The sequence below is a fragment of the Priestia sp. JV24 genome, from assembly GCF_025910025.1.
GTDB classification, from domain to species: domain Bacteria; phylum Bacillota; class Bacilli; order Bacillales; family Bacillaceae_H; genus Priestia; species Priestia megaterium.
On sequence record NZ_JAPCIN010000012.1, the window covers coordinates 487,905 to 504,465 of the forward strand.

General features: G+C 35.7%; 14 protein-coding genes. 10 read left to right on the top strand and 4 right to left on the bottom strand.

From position 1 onward, the window contains the following. Positions 1 to 11 precede the first annotated feature (11 nt). Complete coding sequence (locus tag OK414_RS08165) at positions 12 to 1,193, bottom strand: Ger(x)C family spore germination protein (RefSeq protein WP_263045378.1); 1,182 nt, start codon at positions 1,191 to 1,193, stop codon at positions 12 to 14. Between the two features lie 30 nt (positions 1,194 to 1,223). Further along, complete coding sequence (locus tag OK414_RS08170; protein WP_095379961.1) at positions 1,224 to 2,726, bottom strand: spore germination protein; 1,503 nt, start codon at positions 2,724 to 2,726, stop codon at positions 1,224 to 1,226. Between the two features lie 100 nt (positions 2,727 to 2,826). Between OK414_RS08170 and OK414_RS08175 the strand changes: the two genes are divergently transcribed. Further along, positions 2,827 to 2,982: a hypothetical protein gene (locus tag OK414_RS08175; RefSeq protein WP_170943815.1), complete on the top strand. Its 156-nt coding sequence runs from the start codon at positions 2,827 to 2,829 to the stop codon at positions 2,980 to 2,982. A gap of 257 nt (positions 2,983 to 3,239) precedes the next feature. On the opposite strand, the gene OK414_RS08180 is transcribed toward OK414_RS08175, so the two are convergent. Further along, a complete protein-coding gene (locus tag OK414_RS08180; protein ID WP_034653114.1) occupies positions 3,240 to 4,133 on the bottom strand; it encodes an AraC family transcriptional regulator in 894 nt (297 codons plus the stop codon). A gap of 192 nt (positions 4,134 to 4,325) precedes the next feature. Between OK414_RS08180 and OK414_RS08185 the strand changes: the two genes are divergently transcribed. The 4 genes from OK414_RS08185 (at position 4,326) to OK414_RS08200 (ending at position 6,620) form a co-directional block, all read left to right on the top strand. After that, positions 4,326 to 4,913 (top strand): NDxxF motif lipoprotein, encoded by a 588-nt coding sequence (locus OK414_RS08185; RefSeq protein WP_216874749.1) that lies wholly within the window; start codon positions 4,326 to 4,328, stop codon positions 4,911 to 4,913. Positions 4,914 to 5,019: 106 nt separating this feature from the next. Further along, positions 5,020 to 5,565, top strand: coding sequence for a hypothetical protein (locus OK414_RS08190; RefSeq protein WP_252342943.1), 546 nt, complete (start codon positions 5,020 to 5,022; stop codon positions 5,563 to 5,565). A 162-nt stretch (positions 5,566 to 5,727) separates the two neighbouring features. Continuing rightward, complete coding sequence (locus tag OK414_RS08195; RefSeq protein ID WP_205662587.1) at positions 5,728 to 5,910, top strand: hypothetical protein; 183 nt, start codon at positions 5,728 to 5,730, stop codon at positions 5,908 to 5,910. A 308-nt stretch (positions 5,911 to 6,218) separates the two neighbouring features. After that, entirely contained in the window at positions 6,219 to 6,620 is a 402-nt protein-coding gene (locus OK414_RS08200; RefSeq protein WP_095379965.1) for a hypothetical protein, read from the top strand. 260 nt (positions 6,621 to 6,880) lie between these two features. Here OK414_RS08200 and OK414_RS08205 read toward each other — a convergent pair whose 3' ends face one another. After that, positions 6,881 to 8,395 carry an arylsulfotransferase family protein gene (locus tag OK414_RS08205; protein WP_216874751.1) on the bottom strand — a complete coding sequence of 505 codons (1,515 nt, stop codon included), beginning with the start codon at positions 8,393 to 8,395 and terminating at the stop codon, positions 6,881 to 6,883. Positions 8,396 to 8,758: 363 nt separating this feature from the next. Here OK414_RS08205 and OK414_RS08210 point away from each other — a divergent pair, with 363 nt between their 5' ends. From OK414_RS08210 to hisD, 5 genes are all read left to right on the top strand, one after another. Further along, positions 8,759 to 10,573 carry a sigma-54-dependent Fis family transcriptional regulator gene (locus OK414_RS08210; protein WP_263045377.1) on the top strand — a complete coding sequence of 605 codons (1,815 nt, stop codon included), beginning with the start codon at positions 8,759 to 8,761 and terminating at the stop codon, positions 10,571 to 10,573. Between the two features lie 148 nt (positions 10,574 to 10,721). After that, positions 10,722 to 11,924 carry an iron-containing alcohol dehydrogenase gene (locus tag OK414_RS08215; RefSeq protein ID WP_034653105.1) on the top strand — a complete coding sequence of 401 codons (1,203 nt, stop codon included), beginning with the start codon at positions 10,722 to 10,724 and terminating at the stop codon, positions 11,922 to 11,924. Positions 11,925 to 11,958: 34 nt separating this feature from the next. Beyond that, on the top strand, positions 11,959 to 13,419 hold the full coding sequence (locus OK414_RS08220) for a CoA-acylating methylmalonate-semialdehyde dehydrogenase (RefSeq protein ID WP_016763678.1): 1,461 nt from the start codon (positions 11,959 to 11,961) through the stop codon (positions 13,417 to 13,419). Between the two features lie 383 nt (positions 13,420 to 13,802). Continuing rightward, complete coding sequence (locus tag OK414_RS08225) at positions 13,803 to 14,810, top strand: LacI family DNA-binding transcriptional regulator (RefSeq protein WP_034653103.1); 1,008 nt, start codon at positions 13,803 to 13,805, stop codon at positions 14,808 to 14,810. Between the two features lie 282 nt (positions 14,811 to 15,092). Further along, entirely contained in the window at positions 15,093 to 16,379 is a 1,287-nt protein-coding gene (gene hisD / locus OK414_RS08230) for a histidinol dehydrogenase (protein ID WP_216874757.1), read from the top strand. Positions 16,380 to 16,561 lie beyond the last annotated feature (182 nt).

Below are 16,561 nucleotides of genomic sequence, written 5' to 3' on the forward strand. Positions count from 1 at the left end.
CAGCTCCTCATCTAATTTACTTCATAAGGATTTGTCCGCATTCCGGTATTTACAATACTGACGTTCACATTCATCGATACCTTCGCACTTGAAAATAGATTCTCCCAATTCTGTTTATGCTGACGCCAATAACTAGGGTTGGTTCGAGACAAGCTATCACCAAAGCCAAATATATCTGCCTTTTCTTTTTGTGCGATGCGAATAGTTTTTGTGATTTCCTTTTGTACTTCTTTTTCCAATTCTTTCAATACCTTAGGGTTGTTTAAATCTTTTTGGCATGATGTTTCCGTAATTTCTCCCACGACGTTCAAATCTGTATGAATGAAAGGTTGTCCACGGCGGATTGCTGTTTTTATTTGGCCTTTTATTCCAGTCGCTGTAACTGTGATATTCTCATTTATATTACAAGGGAAAACAAGGGCTGTGCTTTTCACTTCAGACGTAACAAGTTGAACAGATCGAGCCTCATCGCCATCTAGCCATCGAACTAATTTTCCTTTTCTAAACATGGCTAATCCTTTTACCTGCATAGCACTTGGGCTGGTATTCTCTAAATTGCCTGCTTCTTCTGCCTTCTGAGAGGGCTTGTTAATGCTGATTCCAGGAAGAGATAGATCTTTTCCCTCACTCAAAAGCATAGAAATAACTTCATATGCTTGTACATTACTAACTATTCCGTACATTTTTTGATTATTCTGGCTGGTACTTAGGATACTTTTGACTGGAGTAACCTCAAAAGGTTCAATCACACCGAGCAATTTCTCAGCAGTCCCATCACGTGCAATAAAAACTGGAATACTTGTACGAGCTTGTTTGCCTCGATCCAAAGCATCAAATAATAAGCTAAGGTCATTTCTTGCTAATTTTTCACCTATAATGATAAGCGAAAGATGTGAAGTAATATGTTCTCTTGGAATGACGATGGAGGCTTTTTTTAATGCCTCTACTAGTGTTTTGGCAGTTACTGTGTAGTTAATGACAGGAAGACCCTGTCCTCCTGACGAACTGCCCTGTGATAAACCACTTGGATTAATGATCTGATAGGTTACTTTATAAGGTTGTTCCAAATTTTCGTTCTCATCAATTCCCAATCCTATAATAACTCCTATTTGGTTTAATTCTCGGTAATTCGAACATCCTGAAACGCATAAACAAATGGCAGCGATCCATAAAAGCGAAAGATAAGTTTTCATTTTCTATCCTCATTCATCTTTATACGACGTCTATTTATTTTGATGTTTTTTCAACAGAGATGGTAAAGAGAATCGAACTAAAGTATCCTTTTGCTCTTTAAAATCAAAGGGAGCAAAAGGTGAAAAGTAGGGAATACCAAAAGATCTTAGACTACTTATATGAAGCCATATACATAAGGTCATAAGCAAAATTCCATATAAGCCAATAAATGCTGAAATTAGAATCAAGATAAACCGAAAACCACGGGCCGCATTGACAATGCTAGTAGATGGCAGTGTAAAATTGCTGATGGCAGAAATAGCAACAATAATTACAACAGCCGCTGATACAAAACCTGCTTCTACAGCTGCTTGTCCTAAAATCAGTGCTCCTACAATGGAGACTGCTGGTCCAATTGCTCTAGGCATTCGGATTCCGGCTTCTCGCAACATCTCAAAAGCTAGTTCCATCACTATCATTTCTACAATTGCTGGAAAAGGAACTCTTTCTCTTTGCGCCATTAAGCTGACCATTAATGTGTTTGGAATAAGTCCCTGATGATGCGTAATCAATGCTAAATAGATAGCAGATGCATACATAGAAAGAAAAAAAGAACCAAATCTTAGTATCCTTAAAAAGGAGGAAATGTAATAATTCTGATAATAATCTTCGGGAGACTGAAAAAATTGAGAAAAAATAGCAGGCGCAATTAATACAAAAGGTGTTCCTTGTACAATAATAGCAATTCGACCTTCTAATAAATTTCCTACAACGGCATCAGGTCGTTCCGTATTTAATAGAAGTGGAAAAATAGTGGTCCTATCATCCCGGATAAATTCCTCAATATAGTTCGACTCAAGGACCCCATCTACCTTAATCTCTTTTAAACGTTCTTTGATTTCCTCTACAATACGTTCATCTGCATTCCCTTGGATATACATGATTCCTATATCTGTTTGGGTTACGCTTCCAATTTTCATGCTGTCTAAGCGTAAATTAGAATCCTGAATTCTAGCTCGTATCAAGGAGGTATTAGTCCTTAAATTCTCTGTAAAACTATCTTTGGGTCCTCTAACAACAGTTTGACTGGTTGGTTCTGTTACTGCGCGGGACTGAAGTTTTTTTGTATTGCCAATGAAAATTTTAGAACTTCCATTCAGTAGTATGACCGTATCACCAGTTAAAACTGCCGACACAAATTCATGCCAATTCTCTTTTATAGTCAATTGAGATACAGTCAATATTTGAGGTATTTGTTCTTCTATCTCTTTGACGGCTACTACTTGATTACTTTCTTTAAGCCACTGAATAAGAGGCGTCATGATATTCTCATTTATAATGTTTTCATCTGCTAATCCGTCAAGGTGAATAACGGCTGCTTTTAACGTTTTTTGATACGGAGACTCAACCATTCGAAACGATATATCAGAACTATTTCCTAATTCGTTTAATAGTCTCTCTATATTTTTATTTACATCATCATATAAGGGAGCTGCTGAACAATCTGGTGTCTTTTCTCTATTAGAGCTTTTCAGAAGATATTTTTGTCGCACGTTTTACCACCTTTTATATGAGTGAATATTTGTTATACAACGAGTAACGTTATCATTCCTATAAAATGTAAAAAATATGCACATGAGGAAAATACATAAAATGATAGGAAATGTATCTAACTTTGTTTTCTATTTTGTCGCATTAGTTGAATGTCAAAGTAGAGCTGAGGATTCTTTAGAGTTTTTAGATGAAAATCAAAGCGGGTTAGCTAGTATTACTTTATATCCAGTGACAGATCAGAAGGTATTGTTTTAAGAGTGAAGTAATTGGAGAGAAAAGCACCTCACACTTCTCTGTATATCTGATGTTTTTATAACCGATATCGTACATTGTCATAATTAAAAATGAAGTGAATATTCACATTGATTGATTCCAAAATTCCCAATGCAAAAGAATAAAAAGCCCTCTCTTAAGTTTAATTGCTTAGAGATTGGGCTTTTGTATAGGAATATCTTTAGTATTATAAATGAATTTCTACGCTACGTTTCTCTTAAACAAATGGGAGTTATCTTTTATGCCTTAACAGTCTGTTTTTTTACAGGAATGTAGATATCAATCTCTTTATTTTCTGAACCATAACATCTTTTATCATACAGTTCAAATTCCATTGATCCGTAGTGCTCATAACCCGATTCAGGGAACCATTCTGTAAAAACATAATTCCATGTGGACTGAATGGAAGAAGTAAAAGATTCTTCATTTGATTTTGGTGTAGTAAATACGGCATAGTCTAGTTCAGGGAAACTTCTGTAAACTGTTCCTTTAGGCGCTGAAGTGCCTTCCTTTACTTCCATGCCAATTACATAAACAAACTCACCCGTTTCAGGATTAAAATCGGTGCAAATACCAAGCTCCGTGTTTTCTTTTAAGGGATTGGGGATTTTAGAGCCTAATCTATTTTGCATGTACTGTTGCCAAAATTCAGGAATGTCTTTGTTATTCTGGCCACCCTCGTTCTTCGTTTTTAGCTCATATCCAATGACATAAAAAGCAGATTTAGTGACTAGTTTTGGTTCCATCTTATTTCCTCCTGACAAAAGTGTGGTAGTTAGGTAGGCTTTTCCCCGCAGCGGTCCAGATATTCTCCTTGCGTTACGGTATTGCTTCGGCGAAACATCATAAAAGTTTTTGAACGCTCTGTTAAATGATTCTTGATAGTGGAAACCAACATCAAGTGCGATATCAATGACTTTTTCATCTGTGAAAAATAAGCGTTCTGCTGCGCGTGTAAGTCTTCGTTTCCTCACATAATCCATTACCGATTCTCCAACCATGGCTTGGAAGACACGGTGATAATGAAAAGGAGAAAAGCAAGCAATTTCTGCTAACTTTTCTAAAGTAATTTGTGTCTCCAAATTCTCCTCAATGTAATCTAGCGTTCTTTGTATGCAAGTTACATAATTCATTTACATTCACCTACCTTACGTCCACTATAACAGCAAACAAATCGTTGTTCTTAACATTTTTTGCTATATTCAATTAGATGAGGGTAGTTTTGCAATATACGCCTCTAGATGTATAGTCCTAAGGGGATTTTAATGTTAAAATTTTCTATGTAAATTAATGGGATTAATACATTGGTAAAGGGAGCGTTCGAATTGAAGAAACTTTATTTTAGCTTAATAATTATTTTTTTATTAGGTGCTTGTTCTTATCAGGAAAGTACAAAAGAAGTTAGTGAAGAAATTGTATTACCAACTTCTATATTTAGTTCATCGAAAAATAATGCTGTAATTGATGAAAAGGAAATGAAAGAAAGTATAAAGACTTACTTAAATACTAACGAGGATTTATCCAATATCAGTGATCAATTTGAAGAAATGATGGATTCTGATCAACAGCTAACTAAAGCTGAAGCGAAAAAACTTGAACAACTAAACAATCTGGTCAAAGAAAATGATCGTAACTTTTCCACATATATCTCGCACAATACTCTACCAGAAGGATATAAAAAAGAGTCAGAGAGAATTAGCCGCTTTATTATGGGTTCCAATCAAATTTTGGATGAACTGGATCAAGCCATCGATGACATGGTTGAGCATATAAGCGAAGGAGGTTTTTCTGAAACAGAAATTGAGTCACTTATGAATAAAAATGAAGGCGTAAATGGAAGGGAACAGAAAAAGATAGAGAATTTTCTAGATGACAAAAATATTGATACAAAAGCTTTTGGACGAAAGAGTTAAAACAATTTAATAGATTTGCTTTGGTTAGGGAGAGTTTACTATTGGAGTAGTTAAGTCTACAAATAAACTTGCATTTTCTATTATCTATTTAGTCTTCGGTACAGTTTTGGGGATAGTAGCCAAATATTTAGATACTATTGCAGGTGCTGATGGAAGCTGGTGGATGAATATTCTGCCGTATTTCGGGGATTTGTGTTCAAGGACAGGTATTTGGGTACTGATTGCTACCCTTATAGCCGCGTATAGTAAAACCAAAATTAGTGCGGCTCTTAATACATTCATGTTCTTTATAGGAATGCTAACAGGCTATTATATATATTCCGCTTTTCTATTTGGATTTTTTCCAACTAGTTATTTTTTACTGTGGGGAAGTATCGCACTAGCGTCTCCGTTTCTAGCAGCTATTGTATGGATGGCTAAAAATAATTTACGTCTAGCTTGGATATTACCAGCGTTGCCTATGGGGTTATTGCTAAGTCTTTCTTTAGCGGTTGGAGTATTTTATATACATGTAAATTATATTGAAGAGTTCATTATGTATGCTGTTTTATGCGGAGTCTTTTACAAAAATCCAAAGCAGCTAGCGGCAACAATTTCTGTTTCGTTTATCATTTCGTTTATTATCAAACAAGTAAGTCCATTTCACTTTTGATTTAGATTAAGGTTTAAAAAAAAATGAAAGTTTACTATGTGAAAAGGGGATTTCGGTAACTAACTATAAATACAATTCAAAACGGCTTTTACATATATATTTTTCAAAATACAGTAATTAGGAAACTTTTATAGAAGTAATTCGTATAAAAGGCAGGAGGTGATGGACATTAACACGGAAAAACGTCTGGATGAAATTGAAAGAAAATTAGATGATTTACATAATAAGATAAGTAAGCAAGAAAATAGAGTAAAGTATAAACCTATCTTTACAATTGTACTCCTTTTATCTGCAATTCTCATATTTTTTGTGCTGATAGGTGTTGTAAGCTTTTTTACAGGTTAATTTTTTTACTAATCTCTCAGAATTATTTCTGGGAGACCTTTCATTATTTAAACTAACGACAATTCATTTTGTATAAACTTCTATATAATATACCCGCTTAAAATAAAAGGGGATAAAATTATGATGGGAAATGAAAAGAAACGTTCCACATTTAGTGCGACTTTCAAAACTTACGAACAGCTATTAAAAAAGATCTTACATATGTTCTTTACTAGATAATATTCTACGCCATGTTAACTAAAGATATATATTTTAATAAAATATAAAGTAGTAAAAATGACATTATGGTGTTTACATGGAGGAAGAGCATGAGAAAGTTTTATATTGCTTTATTTAGTCTTTTCTTTTTTATTTCATTAGTAGTTGGATGTCAAAGTAAAGCTGAGAATCCTTTAGAGTTTTCAGGTGAAACTCAAAGCTGGTCAGCTACTATTACGTTATATCCCGTTGAAAATAGTAAAGAAACAGCTCAAATGAACTTAAATTATCTAGGTGGTAAGGTAGAATCCGTAGGAGATTTTGGGATTAATTTAGACACTTCAAATAATCAAAATGAAATTGCAGTAAGAGACGCAAAGTTAAATAAAGAAGGGAATTTCAAAGAAAAAGTAAAGGTTGACGCTAGTAAAGATGTAATTAAACCTGAATATATGATTTTAACTGTTAAATGGAATGAAAAGTCAGAAGATATGATTTTAAAAGTTAAGTAATTAGGAAGAAAAAGCACCTTATACTCATCTATATCAAATATTTCCTCAGTTCTTTATCCTTACTATTTGTTAAAATATAATATTATATATCAGGAATTTTATTTTTGCAGTTTAGATTAATATAGTAGCGGTTTTTTGGAAAAATCCTTAGCTCACATAATTTCTAGTTGATTCCTTAAAAGGTGAATGCCCCCTCAAGCCTTCTGAGTAGGGGGGCGCTATACGAACATTTTCAAAATCTAATAGAAGATTATTAATGCTCACTTTCGTCTATTTCGTCTTATTTTCACGTAAATAGTCGGTGATGTACCAATGACGTTCCCGCAGGAGTCTAATGCTTTTACTTGAAAATAGGGACCAACTGCCTGAGCATGGATATCTGTTTCAAATCCAGTACGAGGGCTACTAAATATCACTACTGACAATTTAAAAGGCGTTGGTCCTGCCAGTAACTGCCAAGCAACCGTTTCTGTTGAACCATTCCATGATGCGTAAGCTGTAGCTTGACCGTCATGCAATAAGTCTACCGTTATGCTAGGCGGGTAAAGTGGTAGACCTACCCACTTATTTTTAAACGCTCGATAAGAAAGGTTCTGATTTGGATACCGCATATCATATAACAAATTAAATGAAGGATTTCTTTGTGTATTACCAGCATTCTTAAATTCTGAAAGGTAGGGCTCTTGCCCCCACCCAATGAGTTGATTTCCATTGGAAAGCTTTTGCGCATTTCCTTGACTTGGAACGTATAAAGCTGGGTCATGATAATACGTTCGATCTACATTGGCGACCTTGTGTTTATAGTCTAAGTGAAGAATTAAACCACGCGCCTGTCCCTCAGGAGGAGAGGTTGAAGAGGCACAGCAGGCGTCATCAAACAAGCTTATCCTATTTTCGGACCTATAGCGCGCATCATGCTGCCAAGAAAATGCAGCGTTCGGTCCAAGCTTAAAATCACTTTGTTTTCCACCAAGTTGCCAAATTACCTTTCCCGTTTTTTTATCAATGTTATAAATGGCCCACATATTACGCATACTCACTAGAAGTGTATTGTTTGGCCCTTCTTCGACTGAATTTACGTGGTAGCAATCCCATATATTATTAGAACTTGTCGCGGATGAAGCAGGTACCACTGAATCAGCTGGATTAATATGTTCAAGTGCACTCCAAAAGAAGAGAAGCTCTCCCGTCTCAATGTCTACTTCTTGAATAGAGTAATCATCAAAATACCCGCGTAATGGTCCACCATACTTAGATAAATCTGCAGGTACTTGTTTTACTGCCGTAAACAAAGCCGTATTCCGTTCGGTGATTGTAAACTCATGCACATCAGCTGTAAATCCTTTTTTAGCAAATAATTTTTTAATGACCTTATAATGCTGGTTGATAATTTGAAAATAAGCACCAGGTTCAGGATCGCCTGCTGGAAGGTTTGGGGTTGCGGTTTGAGTTCCTGAAATTGTTCCTTGCCACATCGTAAGAACAGGATTCCCGCAGTGCATTTGTACTCGAAAGTCTGTGTTTTGGATATATCTACTAGCAAGTGGTCTAAACCATATTGGATTCCCTGTCTGATCCATAATTAGTGCCCCAGTTTGGCCAATCATCGCTGCTTCATATACCGTATAGGGCGCAACAAATAATAGGCCGGGAGCTGTTCCGGGCTTATCAACATTAATGGTAACCTTCATGGGATGTAAATTAGGAGCCGAAACAAAATTCCATACTTGCGGGTTTGAATGATTGGTGGATGATTGTGAATTAAAATTATCCATTCCCACTCTCATCTCCTCTAAATTTTATTATTAGCACTGTCGAGCTATTAATATGTCATTTACGTCAGAATATGTACATATGTTTTAGGTTTACTTGTGTCTTTTGTTTATTTTAAATGTTAATATGTAAAGACACATGAAATAAATGTAAAAAACGAGCCCTTAGCAGATAAGAGCTCGTTTTTCTTGTTCATATACCATTATATATTATCGATGCAGCAATATTTTAATCGTGTTTAAAGTTGAACTACTAAATAGATAATAAGAGATTTCTTTTATGTCTAAAACACAGACAATTTCAAAAACTTTATGTATAATAAATGCTACATTTGTATTAATAGCTAAGATTAGGAGGTATAAATAATGATACAAGAATTTAATAAATATACGCCCCTTGATTATAACCAAATAAAAAATAACGAACTTGTTCATAGATGGATGAGACCTCTTTCCGCTAACCTGACAGAAGGTCAAACATTAAAGGAAGCCATTCATTTACTAGATATGCACGGTATTGAGGGGTTACCTGTTGTTTCCGCACAACAGAAAGTTATAGGGGTGCTGACAACTCCGGAATTATTGAGATCCTTAACTGGATGCCACTCACTAAATACCAAAGTTGAAGAAGTTATGAAGCCTTCAATAAACAGTGTTAGTCCTCATGACTCTATTGACACAGCTTGGAAAATACAAGGAGGGATTTTACCTGTTATAGATGAAAAAGAAAAATTGGTCGGGTTATTAACTAAAACGGATATTCTTCATTCGTATTCTTTCTATTTAAAGCATCTCCAAGAAAATCCTTATGCTGTTGAAACATTAGACGCTGTTCTAGAAAGCGCTTACGAAGGTATTGTTATTGTGGACACAAATGGAATTATTAAGGAGTTTAACGCGGCCTACTGCCGTTTTTTAGGAAAAAAACGTGAAGAAGCTATTGGAAAACATGTCACAGAGATTATAGAAAATACCCGTGTGCATATCGTTAGTGAAACGGGGACAGATGAAAGAGGTTATGTTCAACGTATCCAAGGTCAAGACATGATTGTTCATCGTATTCCGATTAGAAAGGAAGAGAAAATTGTAGGAGCAATTGGCATGCTTATCTTTGAAGGCGTCAGTGAGCTTTATAATATCTTAGGTCGTATGCAGGAATTGTCCCGAAAAGTAACAGAATCTCATTTGCCAAATCCTGAACAAATAGAGAATAACAATCATTTTGATCAAATTATTGGAGAAAGTCCCGCAATACAAACCGTAAAAGAGATTGCTAGAAAAGCAGCAAAAACACCTTCTACCGTATTAATTACTGGAGAAAGTGGCACCGGAAAAGAATTATTCGCAAAAGCAATTCACTATTCTAGTCCATTTTCAGAAGGACCCTTTGTTAGTATCAATTGTGCCGCTATTCCTGAACAATTACTTGAAGCAGAGTTATTTGGCTATGAGGAAGGAGCATTTACAGGAGCACGCAAAGGAGGAAAGCCAGGTAAATTTGAACAAGCTCATAAAGGTACCTTATTTCTAGATGAAATTGGAGACATGCCCCTACTTATGCAAGCTAAGATACTCCGAGTATTACAAGACAGAGAAGTGGAGCGAGTCGGAGGAATGAAAAGTCAACATGTAGACGTACGAATTATTGCTGCTACTAATAAAAGGTTAGAAGAGCTAGTTAAGAAGGGAGAGTTCCGTGAAGATTTATATTATCGTTTAAACATTATTCGTTTGAGTATTCCGCCACTTATAGAAAGAAAAGAGGATATTCAAATATTACTCATACACCACCTTAAAAATTTTTGTGAAAAGTTTGGAATCATTAAAAAAAGCTTTTCTTTTGAAGCAATGCGGTATTTACAAGAATATCAATGGCCAGGAAATATACGGGAACTTGTCAATACGGTGGAAATGTTAGTAAGTCTAGTAGAAAATCAAGAAATTACGGAAGAAGACTTACCTGCTCATTTTCGAAAAAAAGATACAAGCTCTTTTATAACAGAAAAAAATAGTGATACAAACAGACTCTTAAAAAAGGTAAGAGAAGATATTTTATCTAGTGAAAAAGACACTATTTTGAGAACGCTTGCTGACGTGAACGGTAATAAGGCTGCTGCCGCGAGAATTCTTGGAATTCAGCGTTCTACTCTTTACATAAAATTAAAAAAATACGGATTATAGTTCAAGTGTCTGTATAATCGGACATATATCAAACACTTATGTATTTAAAAATGGACACTTTAACTAAAAGAAGCCTTTGGAATTAAGCTTTTATAATTGGCACGGTTCTTGCATTAATAACAGTGACGTTAATGTAAGGAGGGATTTTATGAAAGGGTATTCAAAATTTTGTATGCCTAACTCAGTCTTTTATGGGGAAAATTCTTTAGCTCAGCTTGGAGAGCAAGTGAGAGCTTATGGAAAGAAAGTACTTTTAATTAGTGATCGTGTTATGGAAAAAATAGGACATGTAAGAAGTTGCGAAAAAATACTAGAGGATTTAAATGTTTCTTATGCTGCATACTTAGATGTTAATACAGAGCCTACGGATTTACACGTTAATGAAGCATTAAACCTGTGTCTAAGAGAGCAATGCGGTGTTATTATCGCAATAGGTGGAGGAAGCTGCATTGATGCTGCCAAAGCTGTAGCTGTAGTAGCAACCAATGGTAGTTATATTGGTGATTTTGCAGGCGGAAAGTCTCCAATTACAGAAGATCCTCTTCCGCTTATTGCAATTCCAACTACGGCTGGAACGGGTTCAGAAGTAACAAATGTTACCGTAATTACGAATACCAAGGAAGATATAAAAATGATGATTAAACATCAAGCATTTCTTCCGAAAGTAGCGATTGTAGATCCAATTTTCACAATTTCTACTCCTCCACAAGTTACAGCAGCAACGGGAATTGATGCACTTTGTCATGCTGTTGAAGCTTATATATCACGTTTATCTCAACCGTTAACGGAAACATTGGCTCTTTCATCGATAGAAGCTATTTTGAACCATTTAAGAAAAGTTTATCAAGATGGAGAGGATTCAGACGCAAGGGAAAAAATGGCCATTGCTTCTATGGAAGCTGGACTTGCTTTTAGTAATGCTTCTGTGACGCTAATTCATGGAATGTCCCGTCCAATTGGTGCTTTATTTCATGTACCTCATGGTATTTCAAATGCAATGTTACTTCCAGCGGTACTTGAATTTACAAAGGAAGCTGCTATCGATTCGCTAGCAAAAATAGGACATCTAATTTATCCAGAATCGAAATCATTAAACAAAGAAGAGCTAGCTGATGTGGCTATTGAGAAAATAAAGCAACTTTGTTGTGACTTAGATATTCCTAATATGAAAGCATGGGGAATAGATGAACGAGAGTTTCAAAAAGTAGTTGATAAAATGGCAACGGATGCACTAGCAAGCGGCAGTCCTGGAAATAACCCAAAAGTGCCTACTCATCAAGAAATAGTGGATTTGTACTATTACTGCTATAACTACAATTTTTCAAGAAGCAAAAATACTGTTGAATCTTAAAAATCTACTAGTTTATCTAAAAGGAGAATGGAAAATGGAAACTACAACTAATACAAAAGTAATTCAAAACTATATTGCCGGTGAATGGGTAGAGTCATCTACAAGGATTAGAGAGAAAGTCTATAACCCTGCAACTGGAGAAGTAATTGCAGAGGTGCCTCTTTCAACAAAAGAAGATGTAGATCAAGCTGTCCGAGCTGCGAATGAAGCATTTAAGGGCTGGTCCAAGACAGCAGTTCCAAAACGGGCGCGAATCTTATTTAAGTATCAACAGCTATTAGTAGATAACTGGGATGAATTAGCAAGGTTAGTGACGATTGAAAATGGAAAAAGCTTTAATGAAGCACATGGTGAAGTACAACGTGGTATTGAATGCGTGGAATTTGCTGCGGGCGCTCCTACCTTAATGATGGGGAAACAGCTTCCTGATATTGCGACAGGCATTGAATCCGGCATGTACCGCTATCCAATTGGCGTAATTGGAGGGATTACACCGTTTAACTTTCCAATGATGGTTCCTTGCTGGATGTTCCCTCTTGCGATTGCTTGCGGTAATACATTTGTCTTAAAACCATCTGAGCGTACGCCGCTTTTAGCTGCAAGATTAGTAGAATTATTTGAAGAAGCTGGATTGCCAAAAGGCGTATTAAACATTGTAAACGGCGCGCATGATGTGGTAAATGGTCTTCTTGAACATAAATTAGTGAAAGCTATTTCTTTTGTTGGTTCTCAGCCAGTAGCTGAATACGTATACAAAAAAGGTACAGAAAATTTAAAGCGTGTTCAGGCTTTAGCCGGTGCAAAAAATCACTCAATTGTACTAAATGATGCTGACTTAGACGTAGCAACAAAGCAAATTATTGGTGCTGCCTTCGGCTCGGCAGGTGAGCGTTGTATGGCCGCTTCTGTTGTAACGGTACAAGAGGAAATTGCAGATAAATTAATCAATCGTTTAGTAGAAGAAGCAAACAACATCGTCATTGGAAACGGCCTAGAAAAAGATGTCTTCTTAGGACCCGTTATTCGTGAAAATCACAAAGAGCGTACGCTTAGCTACATAAAATCAGGCATAGAGGAAGGAGCTCGGTTAGTTCGGGATGGCCGTGAAGATAGTGCAGTAAAAGATAAAGGCTATTTTGTAGGGCCAACTATTTTTGATCATGTCACACAAGAAATGAAAATCTGGCAAGATGAGATTTTTGCACCAGTATTATCGATTGTACGTGTAAAATCACTAGAAGAAGCAATTGAGGTAGCGAATAATTCCCGATTTGCAAATGGTGCTTGCATTTACACAGATAGTGGTGCAAGCGTCCGCGAGTTCCGTGAAAATATTGAGTCAGGCATGTTAGGAGTCAATGTAGGAGTGCCAGCTCCTATGGCGTTCTTCCCATTCTCGGGCTGGAAAGACTCTTTCTACGGTGATCTTCATGCAAACGGCACAGATGGCGTAGAGTTCTATACAAGAAAGAAAATGGTTACGGCTCGTTACTAAAAAGATATTTAGAGACAAAGGGGAAGCTTTAAGTAATTCTCATTAATATTGTCCAAAAATAAATGTGTTTGATATTAATGCAAGTGAAATAAAAATCACATAGTCGCAAAGACCTTTTCCACTAAGGCTTTGCGACTTTTTTGTGTTTTAATAATATTATAGAGACATTTGCCTGAAAATTGAAATGTCACGGGATTATTTTAATTCCTCTTAGTATTTATTAAACCACTTTTTTATTACCTTTTCTCAAAAAATGATAATAATAATATAATAGTCAATTGTTAAAATAGAGAAATATCTATAATATAAATATATCTAGTCTAGTTATTAACGAGTTTTTATATTAAGAAAACGTACTATAGAGGGAACAGGGAGAGGTAAATATGAAAAAAAAACAAATTAATGCAATAGAAGTGGCTAAGTTAGCTAATGTATCACAATCGACGGTTTCTAGGGTATTTACTCCAGGTGCCAAGGTGTCTCCTAGGACACAAAAACGCGTGTTAGAAGCTGCTCAAAAAATAGGATATCGCCCAAATGCTTTAGCAAGAGGATTAATAACTAATAAGACTAATATAATTGGACTTGTAATGGGTAATATTCAAAACCCTTTTTATCCAGAAATCCTTGATGAATTCACAAAAAGTTTGTACGAAAAAGGGTATCATGTACTTTTTTTTCATACAAAGAATGATGCAATTACCCAAGATGAAGTATCTCAATTTCTTGAATACAATGTAGAGGGTGTGATAGTGACAGACGTTTTGCTATCTTCAAATGTTGTCTCCAAACTTTCTACACATGATATACCTATTATCCTTTTCAATCGATATACCCAAGATTCTACCTGTCATTCTGTATGTTGTGATAATTATTCAGCGGGCATGAAAATCGGGGAATATTTATTTAAACAAGGTCATCAAAAGTTCACTTATATTACCGGTCGTACCAATACATCAACGAGTCGTGATCGTGAGAGGGGATTTGCTGAGTTTCTTTTACAAAAAGGAATAAAACCGGTAATTGAAGAAGGTGATTACACTTATGAAGCTGGTTACACTGTAGCAATGCGTGTACTAAAAAATAGAAATCGTCCGGATGCTATTTTCTGTGCAAATGATATTGTAGCTTTAGGAGTAATAGATGCTGCTAAAATATTAGGAATATCTATTCCAAATGAATTGTCAATTGTAGGATTTGATGATATTTCAATGGCCTCCTGGCCTCCTTATTCTTTAACAACTTGGCAGCAACCAGTAAAAGAAATGATTGAAGCAACTATTAATATGTTATTAAATACAGTGGATGGAGAAGCGACCAAGCCTCAATCTCTACTTTTTTCAGGCAAGCTTCTTGAGAGAAAGTCTGTAAAACTTCTCAAAAATAGTTGACAATGAAAGGGCTATCATTTATGATTTAGTAGACACAATAGTGTGAATTGTGTAAATAATAGGTTTTTTCTAAAAGGGATACATAATATCTCTTTTGTAACTAAAAATGCATACGTATGCAAATAGCTTTTTATTAAAGTTAGGAAGCTTACTATTAATTGAATTAATACTACTATGATTTTAAAATTCTGTTTCAAAATGCATACGTATGCATTTTGGGAATGTTGTTAAATGAAGCATGAATTTAATGCATACGTATGCAAATAAAGGGAGAGATTTGTCATGGCGAAAGTTTTTAAACAGGGGAAAAGTCAGGAAGAAATTAATCAAAATGATATGCAAGTATCAGCAATAGTAAGTCAAACCATTAAAAAAATTGAGGACGAAGGAGATAGTGCAGTTAGAGAACTATCAAGAAAATTTGATAATTGGTCTCCGGAAAATTTCAGATTGAGCAATCAACAAATCATTGAGATCGTGAATAGTGTACCAAAGCAAACAATTGAAGATATTAAATTTGCTCAAAATAATGTAAAAAGATTTGCTGAAGAACAGAGAAAATCTATGCTAGACATTGAAGTAGAAACATTACCTGGTGTTATTTTAGGCCATAAAAATATTCCAGTTGGAAGTGTTGGATGTTATATTCCTGGTGGACGTTATCCTATGGTTGCTTCTGCACATATGAGTGTACTGACAGCAAAGGTAGCTGGAGTAAATCGAGTGATTGCTTGTACTCCACCTATTGGAGGAGAAATTCCATCAGCTACAGTAGCAGCCATGCATTTAGCAGGAGCCGATGAAATCTACATTCTTGGGGGAATTCAAGCAATGGCTGCCATGGCTGTTGGTACGGAAACAATTGAACCTGTAGATATGCTGGTAGGGCCAGGTAATGCTTATGTGGCAGAAGCAAAACGTCAATTATACGGTCGTGTTGGAATTGATCTCTTTGCAGGCCCTACAGAAACATTAGTTGTAGCTGATGAAACAGCAGACGCAGAAATGATTGCCACTGACATTTTAGGACAGGGAGAACATGGACCAACTTCACCGGGAGCATTAATTACAACATCTGAAAAGTTAGCTCAAGAAACTGTAGAAGAAATTGAACGTCAGCTCGAAAAGCTCCCAACAGCTGATGTAGCACGTGTTTCATGGGAGGATTACGGAAAAATCATAATTGTAGAAAATGAACAGGAAGCTTTAATAGAAGCAGACAAATTAGCTTTTGAACACGTTGAAATCTTAACTGAAAATCCAGATTATTTTTTAGAAAACATGAATAATTACGGATGTTTGTTTTTAGGTCCTGAGACAAATGTAGCTTACGGTGATAAAGTCATTGGTACAAACCATACGCTTCCAACAAAAGGAGCTGCACGCTATACTGGTGGACTGTGGGTAGGTAAATTTTTAAAAACATGTACTTATCAAAAGGTTACAGAAGAAGCTAGCGCGCATATTGGGGAATATGCAGCACGCCTTTGTCAACTAGAGAACTTCTCTGGGCATGCTGAACAAGCTTTACTTCGCGTACGTCGTTATGGAAAAGTAACAGCAAAATAACCAATAAAAGGGATGCATAAACTTTTTATGTATCCTTTTTCAGTAAGTTTTTGTTCTTTAGATGAATTACTGATTATCCCTATTAAAATATTGAAAGCGTTTGCTTTTAGAGGGCTGGCGGTAGAATTACTAGAGCTTAATATGGTTTAAAGGCTAAAAATTTAAACTAAGAAAGAAAATAT

Bases quoted from the DNA above. Each gene is read 5' to 3' on its own strand.
- OK414_RS08200 (WP_095379965.1), top strand. From the start codon at position 6,219: ATGAGAAAGTTTTATATTGCTTTATTTAGTCTTTTCTTTTTTATTTCA.
- OK414_RS08195 (WP_205662587.1), top strand. From the start codon at position 5,728: ATGGACATTAACACGGAAAAACGTCTGGATGAAATTGAAAGAAAATTA.
- OK414_RS08215 (WP_034653105.1), top strand. From the start codon at position 10,722: ATGAAAGGGTATTCAAAATTTTGTATGCCTAACTCAGTCTTTTATGGG.
- OK414_RS08225 (WP_034653103.1), top strand. From the start codon at position 13,803: ATGAAAAAAAAACAAATTAATGCAATAGAAGTGGCTAAGTTAGCTAAT.
- OK414_RS08175 (WP_170943815.1), top strand. From the start codon at position 2,827: ATGATAGGAAATGTATCTAACTTTGTTTTCTATTTTGTCGCATTAGTT.
- OK414_RS08180 (WP_034653114.1), bottom strand. From the start codon at position 4,133: ATGAATTATGTAACTTGCATACAAAGAACGCTAGATTACATTGAGGAG.
- hisD (WP_216874757.1), top strand. From the start codon at position 15,093: ATGGCGAAAGTTTTTAAACAGGGGAAAAGTCAGGAAGAAATTAATCAA.
- OK414_RS08165 (WP_263045378.1), bottom strand. From the start codon at position 1,193: ATGAAAACTTATCTTTCGCTTTTATGGATCGCTGCCATTTGTTTATGC.
- OK414_RS08220 (WP_016763678.1), top strand. From the start codon at position 11,959: ATGGAAACTACAACTAATACAAAAGTAATTCAAAACTATATTGCCGGT.
- OK414_RS08205 (WP_216874751.1), bottom strand. From the start codon at position 8,395: ATGGATAATTTTAATTCACAATCATCCACCAATCATTCAAACCCGCAA.
- OK414_RS08210 (WP_263045377.1), top strand. From the start codon at position 8,759: ATGATACAAGAATTTAATAAATATACGCCCCTTGATTATAACCAAATA.